A 14,641-nucleotide genomic window follows, 5' to 3' on the forward strand; every position below is an offset into this window, starting at 1 on the left:
TTCGAGTCCTGTTCGGGGAGCCATATGGAGAGGTGTCCGAGCTGGCCGAAGGAGCACGATTGGAAATCGTGTAGGCGTCACAAGCGTCTCGAGGGTTCGAATCCCTCTCTCTCCGCCAGAGGCCGTTTTATTACAGCCAATAGCAAATTAATTAGTTTTAAATTAACTTGTTCTTAAAGTAATAAAATGTTAATATGTAAAGTGTTGGTTTTATTGTGGCCCGTTGGTCAAGTGGTTAAGACACCTCCCTTTCACGGAGGTAACAGGGGTTCGAGTCCCCTACGGGTCATATTTACTTCTTGGAGATTTAGCTCAGCTGGGAGAGCATCTGCCTTACAAGCAGAGGGTCGGCGGTTCGATCCCGTCAATCTCCACCATAGAATTTTATAGCAAGTATTAATGACGCGGGGTGGAGCAGTCCGGTAGCTCGTCGGGCTCATAACCCGAAGGTCACAGGTTCAAATCCTGTCCCCGCAATTAATCTGGAACCGTGGTGTAGGGGTTAACATGCCTGCCTGTCACGCAGGAGATCGCGGGTTCAAATCCCGTCGGTTCCGCCATTTTCTTTAAAAGAAAATTGGCTCGATCATAAGTAATGCAATGAATATTACATTGCGGACGTGGCTCAGCGGTAGAGCATCGCCTTGCCAAGGCGAGGGTCGTGGGTTCGATTCCCATCGTCCGCTCCAATATTTTCTACATTTTATTTGCGCCCTTAGCTCAGCTGGATAGAGCGTTTGACTACGAATCAAAAGGCCAGGAGTTCGAATCTCTTAGGGCGCGCCATTTTTATCTTGATTGGCCGGTGTGGCNGGGGGTCGCATGTTCAAATCGTGTCGTCCCGATACTAAAAAACCATTGATCATTATGATCAATGGTTTTTTTATGTTTATTTTAAATTCATATTTATTTTAAATATAGCTGTAGAACTATAAAAACTTTTTACTCTGAAAGATATACAATAATTAAAATATAAACAACAGAATATAAAATAGTAGCCATTACAGATATATAAAAGTAGATATTAAAAGCAAATAAGAATGTATAAAACGAATAGGAAAATGATAATAAATATTAATGAACACTAGAATATAACTAACGACTTAATTATAGGGATACATATAGATGGAGTTATAAATAATTATCATTTTAGTTGAAATACTCCGAAGTTGTTTCGAAAATACAATTGATATAACTTCAATGAAATTTTGTTATTTTATTAACTCAAGTTGATTTATATTTGCTATAATAAAATGAAAGAGATACATATGTTCGCCTATTGAGGTCAAATCGAATATATGATTAAGATTATGATTTCTAGCGATGATATGGTTAAATCCTGATAGTTAAATGATTTAGTTTATACTAGCTAGGTGATTTAATGTGCGATATACAGAATAGATTTATTTTGTATAAAAGTTGTCTTATATATTCAAGTAAGATCATTAATACTTATGGGGTACAACAAGGGAGCGATAGATTTGCGTGTTATGGGAATTGATCCCGGGATTGCGATCGTTGGGTTTGGATTTATTGATAAAAACGGAAGTAAGTTGACTCCTGTTCAATACGGATGTATTCAAACGGAAGCTCATACACCGGATGAGGATAGATTATTACATGTCTATGAAGGTACAGTGCAATTGATTGAGAAATATCAGCCAGACACTGTAGCTTTTGAAAAACTCTTTTTTAATCGGAATGTAACCAATGCGATGTCTGTTAGTCAGGCACGTGGAGTGATGATATTAGCTGCTAAACAAAAGGGATTACCTATTGCAGAATATACACCAATGCAAGTAAAACAAGCTGTTGTTGGTTATGGTAAAGCTGAAAAAAGACAGGTTCAAGAAATGATTCGAATGTTTTTAAATTTGCAAAAAATTCCGAAGCCTGATGATGTGGCTGATGCGTTAGCTGTTGCTGTATGTCATGCACATTCTTATTTGCTAAACTCCAAGATAAATGAGGTATTGAAAAAATGATTGATTTTTTGCGCGGACCGATTGTCCATTTGGAGAATGAATATGTGATTGTAGATATGCAAGGAATCGGGTACCGTGTGTTTTGCCCTAATCCTTATGCATGGATGAAAGAAGCAGGCGAAGTGACCATCTACACTCATCATTATGTACGAGAAGATGCGATTCAACTCTTTGGATTTCCTACTCGTGATGAACAGAAGTTATTTCGTAAATTGATTGAAGTATCAGGAATTGGTCCACGTGTAGCACTTGGGATTTTGAGCGGTGGTAGTCCAGAGGGTGTAGTTACTGCTATTTATCAAGAAAATATTACGTTCTTGACCAAATTGCCTGGGATTGGTAAAAAGACAGCACAACGTATGATTTTGGACTTGAAAGATAAACTAGGTGGTATTGGAGATTCTCTGATTACTACAGGGTTATTTGCTCCGGCGATATCTACAAATACTTCTGGAGAAGTATGGCCTGAAGTGCGCGATGGACTGAAAGCATTAGGATATACGGATACCGAATTAGATCGAATCTGGCAAACATTGAAACACGAGGTATTCCCTGATGATACAGCCGATGATGTGATGAAGAGAGCACTAAAAATGTTGTATACTGGCTAATACAATCATTATGCTAAAATAATCAAAAGAATAGAAATTCAATATATTTCAGTATATTTGAGAGTAAAGGCTATGAATTTTGTAGAAGATTGTATCGTACTGAAAAAGTTTTTTCTATTTTGCATATATTACGAATAATACAGTAGTTAATGTAGTAATTAAGATCGTAATTAATATAGTGATTAAGATTATAATTAAGATCAAGTAATACTATTTTAAAAAAACGTAATGTATGCACTTATCTTTTACTAAATATTATATTAAAGTGGCTAGGGTATATTTAAAGATAGCTTTGGATCGAATTGAAAAAAACAGGTAGAACAGATGAAGGGGAGCGAATAAAGATGACGGATGACCGCATCATATCTGCTAACTTGATGATGGAAGACCAAGCGGTGGAACTGAGTCTACGTCCCCGTTACCTTTCAGAATATATCGGGCAAACACGGATTAAAGAAAATATGAAGATTTATATTGAAGCGGCTAAATTAAGAGGCGAGGCGCTAGATCATGTACTCTTATATGGTCCACCAGGTTTAGGTAAAACCACACTTGCTAACATTATTGCTAATGAGCTAGGTGTGAACTTAAGAACAACCTCAGGGCCTGCTATAGAGCGTCCTGGTGATCTGGCTGCTTTACTGACCAATCTTCAAGATGGCGATGTATTGTTTATTGATGAGATTCATCGCTTGCATCGGTCTGTGGAAGAAGTATTATATCCAGCGATGGAAGATTCAGCACTTGATATTATGATTGGTAAAGGTCCTAGTGCTCGTTCTGTACGTTTGGATTTACCTCCATTTACTTTGATTGGAGCAACGACACGTGCAGGCTTATTATCTGCTCCTTTGCGAGATCGATTTGGGGTAGTGAGTCGCTTAGAATTGTATACAGTTGATGAACTTTCATTTATTGTAAGCCGTGGATCAGAAATTCTTGGTATCGATATTGTGGGAGATGCAGCCGATGAAATCGCACTTCGAGGCAGAGGAACGCCACGTATTGCTAACCGTTTGCTTAAACGTGTTCGTGATTATGCACAGGTACGGGGAGACGGCATCATCACACCTGAGATTGCAGATGAAGCATTAGATATGTTACAAGTGGATCCGCGTGGACTGGATCAGATTGATCATAAAGTCTTGCAAGCGATGATTCATAATTTCCGCGGGGGTCCTGTAGGATTGGACACTATTGCGGCTACGATTGGTGAAGAAGGTCAAACGATTGAAGATGTGTATGAACCTTATTTGCTTCAATTGGGATTCCTACAACGTACACCACGTGGGCGGATCGTGACTCCTATGGCTTATGATTATTTGGGGATACCGATGCCTGATCATTTGAATGGAAAAGCATAGATTTGATTTAGGGAAAAGGCTTATTATTTATAGAGAGCAAGGTGCTATAAATAATAAGCCTTTTTGGCGATAATATAATTGTATATAAAGGAAGCAGTCCGTACAATTTGTGATGAGTGATGAGTGATGAGTGATGAGTGATGAGTGATGAGTGATGAGTGATGAGTGATGAGTGATGAGTGATAGATTATTATATTTGTGAACTTTATTATTGTAAGTATATAGTTCGCTATCAATGATTAATAAGAAAGTGATTTTAGATTTTAAAATATTTTGGCTAATGAGATTAATGTAATAAGTCTTAATGGTTTTAGGACAATTTCTGTGTAAACCAAGTCATTTGGACTACTTATGCGTATAATGGATAAGAGTGTAGCTGTACAAGTATGGATGAAGAAAGGAACAAGTGAGTAAACATGAGCACAAATGTAAATACAACCTTAAAAAAGTGGAAGAAAAAATTATGGCTTTTGCCTGTAGTGATACTGTTAGCGGGAACACTGCCTCAATCTTCTTATGGAGCAACATCATCTGTTGATAATGAAAAAGTGCGTGTAGGATTATTTTTGGACGTGGGGAGTACATATTCTTCAACGGTTCCTTTTGTGAATGTGAAATCAGCAGGTAGTCTGAGTATTGGACAATCCAATAATGGTGTTGTTGATTCATGGGTATCTATTGGTAATCAAGCAAGCTTCGGAATTGATGGCTACCGGGTTAAAGTGTTGGAGACGACGGATTTTGCTACAGCGGCTACAGGTATTAAATTGTTACAATCGACCAGTGATAAACCGATCGTATTTTCAGCTTCCAAAAATGGAGGTACAGTATACCAATTGTATACAGGCATGTATTCTTCTAAAGCGGCTGCTGCCACTGGAGCTTCTCGCACTGCTTCTGCGGTACGATCTATTTTGAACGGTCAGACTCCTGCTGTAAAAGGAGGCTTCCATCTATCTGCTGGAAGTTATGCAACGGAAGCGCAAGCTAATGCTGGACTTGCTGCTGTAGGTGCAGCCGGATTAGATGGATTTGTCGCTATGACCAAAAGTGGTGGAGCTCTTTCTTATAATGTATGGGTGGGTGAGGAAGCAGATGCATCTGCTTTGGCAAGTATCAAATCGCTCGCAGCAACATCGCTACCTGATGTAGCCTTGACTACGGTAAGCAGTACACAAGCAGCAATGATTAAGCGTACCAATGTGACTTCAAGTATCACAAGTCCTTCACCTGTAGATCATTATATGGTGAGTGGAACCGATGCCAAAATGATGTTACAAGGTAATGATTCTGGAACTCAAGTCACCGAACGGTCAGCTCGAACGTATCGTGGCGATTTCGAAATGAGTAATTATAATGGTCAACTGGCATGGATCAATGTTTTGCCGATGGAAGAGTATTTGTACTCGGTAGTAGGTGGAGAAGTGTCTGCTTCATGGCCAGCTGAAGCGTTGAAAGCTCAAGCAGTAGCTGCACGCAGTTATGCAAGATTTCAAGAACAAGGTTCTAAATTTAAAATAGCAGATGTAGTCGATACTACACTGAGTCAAGCGTATAACGGTGTAAGTGCAGAAGACAAACGAATTATTGCGGCTGTCGATGCTACAGCAGGTGAAATCGTCACCAAAAATAATAAAGTGATTGAAGCCATCTTTTCTGCTAATAGTGGTGGAGCTTCGGCAGATCCTTCCGAAGTATGGAATGGCAGTGGAGATGTCTTTGTCAGTGTAGTCTCCAAAGAAGATGCTGCTTCACAAGCTGCACTTAAAAATTGGTATCATGTATTATTGGATAATGGAAAGTCTGGTTATGTGCGTGAAGATAATGTAAAATTATCAGGCAAGAAAACATCGGCTGGATTAGATTATATGACGGTTACTGCTAAAAATACAAATGTACGTCCTTTACCAGTTGTACAAAGCAGTGTAGCGATGGTGGGTCAAATGAATCCAGGCGATCAAGCTACTGTGTTGGAATTATTGCCTGAGTCTAATAGTTATGAGTGGATACGTGGTCCGTTTACCTCTGCGCAACTTCTAGCTACTTTAAAAGGTAAAACCACATCAAGCTTACCATCAACGATTACTTCTATTCAGGTATCTCAACGTGGACCTTCAGGTCGTGTTACTGAAATTAAAGTCAATGGTGCTGTTGTGAAAGTTAAATATCCAGATGTATTCCGTTCTGCACTTAATAGTCTACCAAGTACATTATTCGATGTGGTCAATACTGCCAATTATGTAGTAATCGGTTCGAATAATGATCAAAATGAAATGCCAGCTGCTGGAACTGTTCTTTTGGGATCGTCCGGACAAGGAACCGGTTCAAGTTCAACTGTTATTTTAAATGGTGATGGTGTAGCTAGAGTGACTGAAGCCGGTGGATTTTTATTTACAGGTAACGGAAATGGTCATGGATTAGGTATGTCTCAATGGGGCGCTAAAGGAATGGCAGATAAAGGCTCCAATTATAAACAAATCTTGCAACATTATTATAACAATGTGCAAATTACGAAGGGGTAAGTAGAACCATGAAAGTAGATGTATATGATTTTGAATTATCAGAGCATTTAATAGCTCAAGTTCCATTACAAGATCGAACCGCTTCACGATTACTCACATTAAACAAAAAAACAGGCGAAGTAAGACATCAACACTTCGGTGAGATTTTAGATTATTTACATGAAGGCGATACACTGATTTTGAACGATACGCGTGTTATTCCTGCTCGTCTATTCGGTATCAAACGAGATACAGGGGCTAAAGCAGAAGTACTGTTATTAACTCAACTTGAAGGTGATCGTTGGGAAGCATTAGTGAAACCCGGCAAAAAGTTGAAAAAAGGCGCTGTTATTGATTTCGGCGGTGAGCTTGAAGCCGTGATCGAAGAAGAATCGGATATGGGGATGCGTGTATTGTCTTTCCGATATGAAGGGATATTCCAAGAGATTCTAGATCGATTGGGTGAAATGCCACTTCCTCCTTATATTAAAGAAAAGTTAGATGATCGTGAGCGTTATCAGACGGTATATGCCAAACACGAAGGTTCCGCAGCTGCACCTACTGCCGGACTTCATTTTACAACAGAATTATTAGAACAAATTGCAGCTAAAGGTGTACAAGTAGGCTTTGTGACTTTACATGTAGGGTTAGGTACATTCCGTCCAATGTCGGTTGAAACCATCGAAGAACATGTGATGCATGAAGAATTTTATTCACTGTCTGCGGAGACGGCTCAATTATTAAATGAAACGAAAGATCGCGGCGGTCGTATTATTGCTGTAGGCACCACTTCTGCCCGTACGCTGGAAACTGTAGCTCGTGAAGCAAAAGGCTCATTGATCGAAGCTTCTAGTGGTTGGACACAAATTTTTATTTATCCAGGACATGAATTTGGTCTGGTTGATGCGATGGTGACAAATTTTCATTTGCCTAAATCTACATTAGTGATGTTGGTCAGTGCATTAGCAGGTCGAGATCATATTATGAATGCTTATCAGCAAGCTGTAGCCGAAGAGTATCGCTTTTTCAGCTTTGGCGATGCGATGTTTATTTATTAGAAAATGATTGTATTTCACAGGGGTGCTCCCGTATAATTAACTGTTGATGAACGTTGTTGTAAGCTATGTCTATAGTGACGTTAACAGGATAAGTTAACTTATTGATAAGTCTGACTATCCTATTTTATAAGCAGAAGGATGAGAACCAATACTATGGCTGGACCTATTACGTACGAACATATCAAAACTTGTAAGCAATCAGGAGCACGTCTTGGACGTGTTCATACTCCGCATGGAGTTATTGAAACACCTGCTTTTATGCCTGTAGGTACACAAGCAACAGTTAAAACAATGAGTCCAGAAGAACTTAAACAAATGGATGCGCATATTATTTTGAGTAACACGTATCATTTGTTTCTTCGTCCAGGTCACGATCTGATTCGTGATGCAGGTGGATTACACAAATTTATGAACTGGGATCGCCCTATTTTGACAGACAGCGGTGGGTTCCAAGTATTTAGTCTGAGTGATATGCGTAAAATTAGTGAAGAAGGCGTACACTTTAAATCGCATCTAAATGGCGATAAGTTATTCCTATCTCCTGAAATTGCGATGGATATTCAAAACTCATTAGGTTCGGATATTATGATGGCATTTGATGAATGTCCTCCTTATCCTGCTGAATATGAGTATGTGAAAAAGTCACTTGAACGTACATCTCGCTGGGCAGAACGTTGCCTTGAAAGTCATGGTCGTCCACAAGATCAAGGACTGTTTGCAATCGTTCAAGGTGGGATGCATGAAGATCTACGTAAACAAAGTGCACTTGATTTGACTTCGATGGATTTCCCGGGGTATGCTATTGGTGGACTGAGTGTAGGTGAGCCTAAGGACTTGATGTATCAAGCTTTGGATTTCACGATACCGTTTCTTCCGCACAATAAGCCACGTTATCTTATGGGTGTAGGTTCGCCTGATGCTCTGATCGAAGGATCGATTCGTGGAGTAGATATGTTCGATTGTGTGTTGCCAACACGTATTGCACGCAATGGTACAACCATGACTAGTGAAGGACGTGTAGTGGTACGTAATGCGAAATATGCGCGTGACTTTGGACCACTTGATCCGAACTGTGATTGTTATACGTGTCGGAATTATTCCCGTGCCTATCTGCGTCATCTCATCAAAGCAGACGAAACATTTGGTCTACGATTGACCACGTATCACAATCTGCATTTCTTATTGAATCTGATGAAAAATGTACGTCAAGCGATTATGGATGATCGTCTTCTAGACTTTAAAGAAGAGTTCTTCACGCAATATGGACTACATGATAATGATAAAGGGTTCTAAACAAACGGTATGTACATGACATCCATCGAAAAACAATATGATATTGCTTTTTGATTAATGGTTGATAAGAAAAAGGGGGAAATAACATGTTTGAAACAGCAGCAGCTGCAGGTGGAACAGGCGGTATCTGGGGAGCAGTACTTCCATTTGTATTTATGTTCGTTATTTTTTACTTCTTACTGATTCGTCCGCAACAAAAGAAACAAAAGCAACGCAAAATGATGTTAAATACTTTATCTAAAGGTGATAAAGTTGTTACAATCGGTGGATTACACGGTACGATTGCTGAAATCACAGACGATATGGTTGTTTTGCGCGTGAATGATGTAACGAAATTAACATTTGATCGTGCTTCTATCAGTCATGCAACAGGCGAAAAAGCACCTGTTTTGACTAAATAATAAACGTTTATTAATCATTATAATGATGCTTACATCGAAGCGGGCCTGGTTAACAGGTCCGTTTTTTGCTTGAAGATGACCTCTTGTTATCAGTATGATAGATATAAAGGATGAATAAGGAGGTGCAATATGCAACCGACAGCGTTGATGAGTTCGTGGCAGCCTGTGGCAGCGATTGTGATCTTTTTGATCATATATGCAGTATGGATGACAGATCGAATAAGCAAAGCACTTGTTGCGTTAACAGGAGCCCTTATTTTTCTAGTCATTGGTATTGTCGATTGGCAAGATGCGTATAGAATGCATATAGAGTGGAATACAGTCTTCTTGTGGATAGGTATGATGTTAATAGCTGCCGTCATGAATCGGAGTGGCTTAATACCTTATGCAGCCATCTATAGTCTTAAATGGACGAAAGGCGGCCCTGTACGAGTAATGCTCTTACTAACAGCATTTACAGCAATAGGGTCGGCATTATTAGATAGTGTCACGATGGTGCTATTGATCGTGCCTGTAACGATTGTGATGACTCGCAAATTAGAGCTCAATCCTGTTCCTTTTTTAATTGCTGAAATTGTGGTGAGTAACTTGGGTGGTGCAGCTACGATGATTGGACATCCGGTCAATATTTGGATTGGGTCAGCCAACCCTCAATTGACGTTCGATTTATTCTTAAAAGTCATGGGTCCTATCGTACTTATCTTATTAGTCGTAAATATTGGTCTGTTGTTGCTATTTTATCGCAAGTCTTTTCGGCAAAAGGGACCTACCACTTCATTGCAACATTTGGAGGAAGAAGCACGTTCTTATATTCAGAGCCCACGTCGTTCTATGATTATATTTATCATCTTTATCTTGACGTTGTTGGCTTTTATATGCCAAAAATGGATAGGTCTCGAAGCTCCTGTGATTGCTCTGAGTGGAGCGGTATTGATGTTGTTAGTCAGTTCTCCTTCACAATGGCGTACAGGGGAGATATGGCGTGAGATCGAATGGGGAACCGTTTTATTTTTTATCGGACTCTTTATATTGGTTGGTGGTCTGGTAGATACGGGCTGGATAAGCTTAGGAGCGATGCATCTTATCGAATTAACCAATGGCAATCTTGGATTTGCGGCGATAATTATATTATGGATTACAGGTGTTGTATCTGCAGCCATTGATAATATTCCGTGGGTAGCGACAATGATTCCTTTAATTCAAGAAGCAGGCGTGCAGATGAATGCCAACACTCCTGCTGTGCTGAATCCGCTCTGGTGGGCTTTGTCATTAGGTGCTTGCATTGGTGGAAATGGTACGTTAATTGGTGCTTCTTCCAATATGTTAGTCGCTGCTATGGCTCATCGTGAGAAACATCATTTTAGTTATATGGAATTTTTGAAAGTAGGATTACCTTTAACATTGATTTCTTTGATCATTGCCTCACTTTATCTTTATTTTATTATCTTGTGAATTTAGCAGGAGATTCCAGTTGGATGAAGAATTAGTTAATGTTGAGCATGGACAAATAAAAAAATAGACAGGGTTATCAAGTGCAGGAAGGAAAGGTGCTCCAATGGCGATGGAAGAATTAACCAATGCCGAGCTTACTGAAGTGATTGAGACATTATGCGAAAGCAAAGCAGAAGAATTTCGACTGCTAGGCTATGAAAATGTAACTTCAGATGAGATATGGGATTGTCTTGGTCATAAATATGATCAGCAGGGAATGCCCAAACTTCATGAGTTGGTTAGTGATATTTTGTCAATGAGGGTAAATCAGTTTATGAATTATGTAACTATGTCATCTTATAAAAGCGCACCAGATACTTGGAACCAGGCACCGTTGGATCAATCATAAACTGTTGAATAACAGCATGAACCAATGATAAGCTGGAGTCGGTAGTTTATCGACATCAGCTTGTTTATTTTGCAGACCAGTGGTAAATTGACTGTAATTTGTGCCATCGCTATAATAGGAATATTGAGAATGAAAGGGGAACCACATACGGGATGAAAAGAATCATCAGCTTCGTAGTCGTTATGCTCGTCGTTGCTGGAGTTATTGGCGCAACGACACCGTTATTTAAGGATGTTCGTCTAGGACTTGACCTTAAAGGCGGTTTTGAGATTTTGTATCAGGCTACGCCAACCACGCAGGGGGAACAAGTCACCAGGGAATCACTATTGCAAACAGCAAAAAGTTTGGAACAACGTGCGAATGCTTTGGGAACCAGTGAACCAGAAATTACAACAGAGGGTACAGATCGTATTCGTCTGAAAATTGCTGGAGTTACTGACGAAGCAACGGTTCGCCAAACGATGAAAGAACCAGCGGAATTGACTTTCCGTAGTGCAGATGGCTGTACAACAGATTCTTCTGCCAAAAAAGACGAAGCTACAAGTAAAACAGCAACTGAATCTAAAAAATCAGATGCTACTAGCAAGTCTACTTCCAAAGACAGCAATGAAGTATCGGCTCAATCGGCAGGAGCAACACAAGAAATTAATGTTGATCCTACAACCGGAGAAGCTACAACTGCCCCTGGAGATACATACAATGGCGCAGCAGAGCAGGATCCAGCAGCACAAGATCCGCTTAAAGTATATTGTAAAGTAGAATTGACAGGTAATGATTTCACAGAAAATGGAGCATCGATTTCATACACTCAACTGAATGAGCCACAAATTGCTATTAAGTTGAAAGATGCAAGTAAATTTGCTGAGATCACCAAACGTTTGACAGGTAAAAACTTAGCTATTTTCCTAAATGATCAATTGCTGTCTGCTCCTACAGTACAAGGTGAGCTTTCAGATGGAACAGCGGTTATTACAGGTACGTATACGCAAGAAGAAGCACAACAACTGAAAGACCAAATCAACTTGGGTGCATTGCCACTTAAATTGACAGAAGTGTATTCTCAAAGTGTTGGCGCAACATTGGGTCAACAATCATTGAAAGATACATTACTAGCAGGTGTGATTGGTTCGATCTTGATCCTGTTATTTATGGCTCTTATTTATCGTGTTCCTGGTCTTATTGCAGGATTCTGTATTATTGTTCATACCTGGTTATTGGTTATGATCTTTATTGCAGGCGACTTTACATTAACCTTGCCAGGTATTGCAGCCTTTATTCTCGGGGTTGGTATGGGTGTCGATGCGAATATTATTACCTACGAACGGATCAAAGATGAACTTCGTAGCGGTAAGAGCTTATTGTCTGCATTTAAAGCAGGTGGACGCAATTCATTCGGAACGATTATGGATGCAAATATAACCACTATTATTGCCGGTGCTGTAATGTTCGCATTGGGTACAGGCGCAGTAAAAGGTTTTGCATTAGTATTGATTCTTAATATTGTAGTGAGTATTTTGACGAATGTGTTCTTCTCTCGCTTCTTGCTATCTTTGCTTCTTAAAGGAAAGATTATTACCAAAGCGAAGTCGTTCGGTGTAAAGGAGAGTGAACGCAGTGCGCTTTAAGTGGAATTATGATTTTATCAAAATAAGTAAATACTTCTATACGTTCTCGATCATTTTGATCGTACTTGGTATTTTGAGTCTAGCAATCTTCAAATTGAATTATGGTGTTGATTTCCGTTCAGGTTCTAATGTGGATGTGACATTGACCAAACCTATTACAGAAGCGCAAGCTCAACCTGTGGTTGAAGCATTAAAACTGAGTGATGATCCTAGTATTACGATCGGTGACGGACGGATGAATGTTCGTTTTGAAAAAGTACTAACCGATACGCAGGAAAATCAATTCAAACAAGCATTTAACAAACAGTTGGATAGTGGAGCTTCTTTTGAAGTCAACACCGTTGATCCAGCGATTGCAAAAGAATTAGAACGTAACGCTTTGTGGGCAGTATTAGCAGCAAGTTTGGGTATTATTATCTACATTACGATTCGTTTTGAATGGCGCTTTGCGGTTGCAGCAGTTGTAGCCATGCTCCATGATGCGTTTATCGTTATTGCGATCTTCTCTATCTTCCGCCTAGAGGTGGATCTTACCTTTATTACAGCGATCTTAACGATTATTGGTTACTCGCTGAATGATACCGTCGTTATCTTTGACCGTATCAGGGAAAATCTACGTTTCTCTAAACAGAAGAAAAGTGGAGATATTAAAACCATCGTTAACAACAGTATTTCTCAGACGATGACTCGTTCACTAAATACAGTATTAACTGTATTTATCGCCTGCGTATGTTTGTTCATATTCGGTAGTGAATCGATTCGTATGTTCTCATTAGCAATGATTCTTGGTCTTGTCTTTGGTGCTTACTCTTCTGTATTTATTGCAAGCCCATTGTGGTTGTTGCTTAAAAACAGACAAAAACCAAAAGCGAAAACACCGTCTAAAACGACGGCGTAACATTGCAAGTCCAACATGTTGAAGCCGCGTCCTGTTACAGACGCGGCTTTATGTTGCTTTAGGAGGGAAACTCGTGAAGAACCAAGATATCCATCAAGGGGAAAAGGTGTTTTGGACATCGGTTATTACCGGACTTGGCTTAGCTATTGTCAAAGGGGTTACCGGCTATATGGCAAACAATAAAGCATTAATGGGAGATGCATTATATACAGCTTCTACAGCGGCAAGTAGTCTTGTCGATCGTTTATCGAATAATGGTACAACCGCAAAAAGTCATACACGTCAAAATGGGCGTACAGGTACCACTGCTCCACCTGCTAAAACAGGAGCTCCTTTTGCAAATTTAATGATTACTGTGCTGTTATTGTTAGGTGGATTAGAAATTGGTATTTCAGCTGTGCGTGATCTGATGTCTTCAGCGACTCCTGATCCGAAGCCATATGCGATTATTCCTGTATTTCTATCTATTGCTATCAATGAAGCCGTATTCCGTTATCGCTATCGTTATGCGAAAAAACAAAAAAATGCTCGGTTAGCTGATGATGTTGATAATCATCGTTACTCGTTATACTCTTCGATACTGGTACTTGCAGGGATGTTAAGTACGATTGCTGCTTTGGAACTGAATATTGATCAACTGTATTATATCGAACCGATTTCTGCGATTCTGGTGGCTGGGATTGTATGGCGACAAGGATATCGTATTGCCAAACACTCTATTTATGGATCACTTGTACAAGAATTAGATCAACAGGATGCTGTCGATTTTATGGATACGGTACAACGTGTACAGGGTGTTATTACAGTTGAAGAATTGAAAGCGCAAGAAGTAGGAGATAGTGTCAAAATCGATCTCAAAATCAGTGTAAATCCACAAATTACCGTTCGAGAAGCGGCAGAAATTTCAGAGTATGCCAAAAATTTATTACTGAGTCGGTTTGCACATGTCAGTAGTGTAGAAGTACAGGTGGTTCCTTATAACGGGGGATATCCGTACAAATCAAATTATGAACTGACACAAAGTAGAGATACATCTGGAAATGGTATGCTTCAATAAGGAGGAAC

The 14,641-nt window shown here is 39.6% G+C and carries 12 protein-coding genes and 7 tRNA genes; all 19 read left to right on the forward strand.

The window, feature by feature from the left end:
- The first annotated feature begins 26 nt into the window (after positions 1-26).
- The 19 genes from PaeCFBP13512_RS11715 (at position 27) to PaeCFBP13512_RS11805 (ending at position 14,633) form a co-directional block, all read left to right on the forward strand.
- Positions 27-118: transfer RNA gene (locus PaeCFBP13512_RS11715), tRNA-Ser, on the forward strand.
- 99 nt (positions 119-217) lie between these two features.
- Positions 218-289 (forward strand) — tRNA-Glu (locus PaeCFBP13512_RS11720).
- A gap of 12 nt (positions 290-301) precedes the next feature.
- A tRNA-Val gene (locus tag PaeCFBP13512_RS11725) sits at positions 302-377 on the forward strand.
- Between the two features lie 26 nt (positions 378-403).
- Positions 404-477: transfer RNA gene (locus PaeCFBP13512_RS11730), tRNA-Met, on the forward strand.
- A 7-nt stretch (positions 478-484) separates the two neighbouring features.
- Positions 485-560 (forward strand) — tRNA-Asp (locus tag PaeCFBP13512_RS11735).
- 54 nt (positions 561-614) lie between these two features.
- Positions 615-689: transfer RNA gene (locus PaeCFBP13512_RS11740), tRNA-Gly, on the forward strand.
- A gap of 20 nt (positions 690-709) precedes the next feature.
- Positions 710-786, forward strand: a tRNA-Arg gene (locus PaeCFBP13512_RS11745).
- Between the two features lie 695 nt (positions 787-1,481).
- A complete protein-coding gene (ruvC, locus tag PaeCFBP13512_RS11750; RefSeq protein ID WP_069329817.1) occupies positions 1,482-1,985 on the forward strand; it encodes a crossover junction endodeoxyribonuclease RuvC in 504 nt (167 codons plus the stop codon).
- Positions 1,982-2,596, forward strand: a complete 615-nt coding sequence (gene ruvA, locus PaeCFBP13512_RS11755; protein WP_069329816.1) for a Holliday junction branch migration protein RuvA — start codon at positions 1,982-1,984, stop codon at positions 2,594-2,596. The genes ruvC and ruvA overlap by 4 nt, the downstream gene beginning before the upstream one ends.
- 344 nt (positions 2,597-2,940) lie before the next feature.
- Entirely contained in the window at positions 2,941-3,960 is a 1,020-nt protein-coding gene (ruvB, locus tag PaeCFBP13512_RS11760) for a Holliday junction branch migration DNA helicase RuvB (protein WP_069329815.1), read from the forward strand.
- A gap of 416 nt (positions 3,961-4,376) precedes the next feature.
- Entirely contained in the window at positions 4,377-6,482 is a 2,106-nt protein-coding gene (locus PaeCFBP13512_RS11765) for a SpoIID/LytB domain-containing protein (RefSeq protein ID WP_137223266.1), read from the forward strand.
- 8 nt (positions 6,483-6,490) lie between these two features.
- The gene (gene queA, locus PaeCFBP13512_RS11770; RefSeq protein WP_137223268.1) at positions 6,491-7,519 is read left to right on the forward strand and encodes a tRNA preQ1(34) S-adenosylmethionine ribosyltransferase-isomerase QueA; all 1,029 of its coding nucleotides are present in this window, start codon (positions 6,491-6,493) and stop codon (positions 7,517-7,519) included.
- 153 nt (positions 7,520-7,672) lie between these two features.
- Positions 7,673-8,812, forward strand: a complete 1,140-nt coding sequence (gene tgt, locus PaeCFBP13512_RS11775; protein ID WP_069329158.1) for a tRNA guanosine(34) transglycosylase Tgt — start codon at positions 7,673-7,675, stop codon at positions 8,810-8,812.
- A gap of 86 nt (positions 8,813-8,898) precedes the next feature.
- Positions 8,899-9,213, forward strand: coding sequence for a preprotein translocase subunit YajC (gene yajC, locus PaeCFBP13512_RS11780; protein WP_069329159.1), 315 nt, complete (start codon positions 8,899-8,901; stop codon positions 9,211-9,213).
- A gap of 129 nt (positions 9,214-9,342) precedes the next feature.
- Complete coding sequence (locus tag PaeCFBP13512_RS11785) at positions 9,343-10,665, forward strand: SLC13 family permease (RefSeq protein WP_137223270.1); 1,323 nt, start codon at positions 9,343-9,345, stop codon at positions 10,663-10,665.
- A 103-nt stretch (positions 10,666-10,768) separates the two neighbouring features.
- Complete coding sequence (locus tag PaeCFBP13512_RS11790) at positions 10,769-11,053, forward strand: post-transcriptional regulator (RefSeq protein WP_069329161.1); 285 nt, start codon at positions 10,769-10,771, stop codon at positions 11,051-11,053.
- A gap of 152 nt (positions 11,054-11,205) precedes the next feature.
- A complete protein-coding gene (secD, locus tag PaeCFBP13512_RS11795; protein WP_069329162.1) occupies positions 11,206-12,678 on the forward strand; it encodes a protein translocase subunit SecD in 1,473 nt (490 codons plus the stop codon).
- Complete coding sequence (gene secF / locus PaeCFBP13512_RS11800; RefSeq protein ID WP_069329163.1) at positions 12,668-13,576, forward strand: protein translocase subunit SecF; 909 nt, start codon at positions 12,668-12,670, stop codon at positions 13,574-13,576. The genes secD and secF overlap by 11 nt, the downstream gene beginning before the upstream one ends.
- 73 nt (positions 13,577-13,649) lie before the next feature.
- A complete protein-coding gene (locus PaeCFBP13512_RS11805; protein WP_161594259.1) occupies positions 13,650-14,633 on the forward strand; it encodes a cation diffusion facilitator family transporter in 984 nt (327 codons plus the stop codon).
- The last annotated feature ends 8 nt before the right edge of the window (positions 14,634-14,641 follow it).

The sequence above is a fragment of the Paenibacillus sp. CFBP13512 genome (genome assembly GCF_005233705.1).
Lineage (GTDB): Bacteria > Bacillota > Bacilli > Paenibacillales > Paenibacillaceae > Saccharibacillus > Saccharibacillus nuruki.